Origin of the sequence: Chloroflexus sp. (assembly GCF_034434295.1) — a bacterium.
Classification (GTDB): Bacteria; Chloroflexota; Chloroflexia; order Chloroflexales; family Chloroflexaceae; genus Chloroflexus.
The window spans coordinates 1-3,740 of sequence record NZ_DAOTZQ010000146.1; the positions used below are offsets into that span (position 1 = coordinate 1).

General features: G+C 61.1%; 2 protein-coding genes. Both read right to left on the reverse strand.

Annotated elements, in window-relative coordinates; genetic code table 11:
- Positions 1-89: 89 nt before the first annotated feature.
- Positions 90-2,744 (reverse strand): C25 family cysteine peptidase, encoded by a 2,655-nt coding sequence (locus VAE57_RS18290; protein ID WP_322823261.1) that lies wholly within the window; start codon positions 2,742-2,744, stop codon positions 90-92.
- 14 nt (positions 2,745-2,758) lie between these two features.
- Positions 2,759-3,740 (reverse strand): DUF11 domain-containing protein (locus VAE57_RS18295; RefSeq protein WP_322823262.1); only part of this gene is annotated, 982 nt, incomplete at its 5' end.

Consider the following 3,740-nt stretch of genomic DNA (forward strand, 5'->3'; position numbering starts at 1 on the left):
TCCCGCGCAGCGGGAGAGGGGCCGGGGGTGAGGGCGTTCCTGGCTTCCCTAAACCCTATCTACCGGATACACTCGCAGCCGATAGCCGCTCAGCGCTGGAGCAGCGGTACATCCACCCGGTAGAGAGGCCGCGCTGCTACCGGTGTCAACGGATCGCCGAGCAGCAGGAATGTACGCAACGATGCCGGTGCCTCGCCACTGGTGGCCAGCTCGACATAACCGGCAGCAACCAGGTGACCAAGCGGCGGTGGCGAGGTCGCAGGCCAGCTCCAGAGCGCTCCCAAAAAGCCCAACAGCAGTTGACGATGACCGTAGGCAACCCCGAAGCCGCTAGAACTCCAGGTAGCAATCGCACCGCCATCAGGATTTAAGACCAGCGCTTCATCAATGGTCGTGCCCCGAAACGAGGGGTGCTGAAACGCCCCAGTCAGACACGTCATACTCAACACAACCGGCAACGCCAAACCATTGCGCAGATCGATAGCCGTATCGACGTTGAGCAGAAATGGCTCGTCAACCCCAAAAGCTGTAAATGCCCACTGAAACTGCAAGCCATGACCGGCGTAGACGAGCAAGCCAGCACCCTGGTTGAAGGCCGCAAATGCCTGCTGGCGCACCAGATTGGCATCGGCAATCCTGCCCTCACCGCCGTCCGGGTTGTAGTAGACACGAGTAGCGCTCGTTTGCAGTGGTTGCAAGCCGATGGCATCGTCGAGCATGGCCGCAAAATCACCACTGCTGTCGGGATTGTCGGCCAGATAGACGGCATGCCGTTGCCAGGCACCCCGGCTCTGCTCATAGGCAAGCATTTTTGCCACCAGACGGCGCAGCTCTTCCGCCGTCTTCACCGGCAGACGACCAATCCAGAGGTCGGCCTGAAAGAGGGTTTCAGCCGTTGGATCATCACCATCCAGTTGGGCAAAACAGGCTTCGCAGGCCGTCTCGCCCAACCACGGGTCTACCTCGGCCAGATACGGCGGAATCAGTGTCGGCCAGCCGCGCCCCAGGTAATCGCGAGGGTCAGAACTGCCATCACCAACCAGAATCACCGCCTCTGGAGCAGGCGACCAGGTCGCAGCAGCGTAGCGCAGAAAATCACGGATGGCCCGCGGATCAGGTTCGCCACCACTCCAACCGGCATACACATCTTCGACGGCAATCGCCAGCGGTGACCAGCCCTGGGCCTGGCGACGGGCAAGCAAAGGTTCCAGTTCACCGATCAGCGCTCGCGGCGCGATGTAGATCGCCCGCGCCTGCCGTGGAGTCGTCACATCAACCGGATGGTGACGTGCTACCAGCGGTGTGTGCAGCGTGGCCGAACCGGTTACCAGATACCGTCGCGGCGCAGGTGCATCATCGGCAAAGGTTGTACCGCCAAAGTGCAACCGCACCGGTTGGTACGGATCACTGATGTCGTACACCGCACTGCCAGGTGCCAGACCGGTAAGCGGGTAGGCAAAACGCCCGGCCTGACCGCTAAAGATCGCACCGGCAGGGGTGAGGTTGAGCTGCGCCGAAGCCTGGTAGAGGAGCCGATCCAGATAGATGCGGTCAATACCACTGATCGGATCGAGGGTCAGCGTGAGTACCGTCGTCGGTGACGGCAGCGTTACATCGGCACGATGGCTCCCGTGCCCGCTCCACTCCAGCGACGTACTCCAACCGTTCCCACCAGTCACCCACAGCCGATGCGTACCACTGTGCCGCACCAGCGTTGCCAGTTCAAACGTTACCCGCATCACGCCGCCAGTAGCGAATGGCAAGGTAGGGGTGATGGTCAGTGTCGTGCTGACCGGTGCGCCCGCACCGGCGTCGAGCTGACGCCGGAAGAAGTGATCGCCATCAAAACCGGCCAGCGTCGACTCGTAGATGGTCGGCGCTTCATCCGGCCCGGTTCCACTCAGAGTGATCCCTACCGGTACATCACCGGCCTGTGGCTGAGCGGTTCGACTGGTCATCAGGTTCAGGCTGGCCGCCGGCTCAACCGTGAGCCAGTAACGATCAAACGCCGACCAGCGATCACCAGGGGGAGGTGCGTAGAAGCGTAGGGCGATCACGCTCGCACCACTGATCACCGGTTCCAGCGGCAGGGTTCTACCACCACGTTGCAGACGCAACGTAGCAATGTCAACCTGATCCAGATCGAGGCCAAGCGAACGCAACGTGGTTGCAGCAATCTCCTGGATACCTTCTGCCGAGACATCGATTGTCCAGGCCGATCGTGCCGCAATCGGATCGGGTAGCGGGGCACTACTCAGACGCACTGCCGGCTGATTATGGGTTGGAGCCAACATTGCTCCGGCGATAAATGCCCGTAGCCGTAGCACCTGCCGGGGGCCATTGGGCGCCTGGTAATGGGGAGAGATTTCATACAGGGCCAACCGCATGCCTTGCCGATAACCTTCACCGAGCAGACGCAGAGGCGCCGTTGGTGGTGCTGGGGCGAATGACGGCAGCGGTGGGCGCGGTTCGCCATCGAGAACTACGGTGGGCAGGGATGGTAGGGCAAGCGGCCTGTTGAGTGGCCGGTCGCGCAACTCGCGCAAGACGGGTGATGGCGACGCATCCGCCGTGAGGTAGAGTAACCATCGTTGCGGCTCAGATGCCTGATCTGCCGTCCAGATAATCTCAACCCCATCGGGCCGTTGGTGCAGGATCAGGCCGGTGGATGGCTGCGCCCAGGTTGCAGGCGCAGCCACGAATAAAAGTGCGGCAGCAACAAAGAAGAGACAAAGACGCCGCATAGCACTCCGCATTCCTAACGATATGACCGTCGACGCACAAATGCGCCAATACCAATCGCAAGCAGTGCCAGACCGATCAGGATCAGCAATGAACGCGACACATCACCAGCGGTTCGGGGCAGGGAAGCCGGCGGCGAACCGAGTGTTGCACTACCGGTATTGTTGTCCGTCGTGATCTCACCACCACTGGTGCGCACCGTAGCCGTATTAAGCGAATTTGCTGAGGTGAGAGGTGCAATCACCTGTGCCGTCACCTGCACGACAATGATGTCGCCAGGGGCAAGCGTTGGCGCCGTGACCGTCACCTGATTGCCGTTCGTCTGCACATCGCCGACAGTGGTAGTTGCGCCAATCAGGCGCAACACTGGCGGGAGATTATCACTCAGCGTCACATCACTGGCCGGCGCCCCACCGATGTTATGCACCGTGATCGTGTAGACGACGTTATCGCCAACCTGAGCGATAGCCGGGTTTACCTCTTTCGTAACGATCAGATCGGGCAGCGCAGGCAACAGAGTCGCGCTGCTGGTATTGTTGTCCGTCGTGATTTCGCTACTGCTGGTACGTGCCGATGCCACATTACGATTATCCGGCGGAAGTGGGGCGGCAATCAGTTCGGCCTGGATGGTGATAGTCACGCTTTCACCGGGGGCAAGCACCGGAATGCTTACCGTGACCTGATTGCCGACGGTCTGCACCGTACCGCTTGAGGTACTGACATTGATCAGACGGAGAAATGCCGGCAAGGGGTCATCAACCACCACTTCACTGGCCGCTGCCCCACCGATGTTGCTCAGGGTTAATGTATAGACGACCTGATCGCCTACCTGGGCAACACCGGGTGAAACTGATTTGCTGAGAACGAGATCGGAACGCGAACCGGGCGAGTCTGGTGGCGGACTGGTCGGCGTGGCCGTCGCCACTCCCGTTGCGGTCGGCGTGGCCGTCGCCACTCCCGTTGCGGTCGGCGTGGCCGTCGCCACTCCCGTTGCGGTC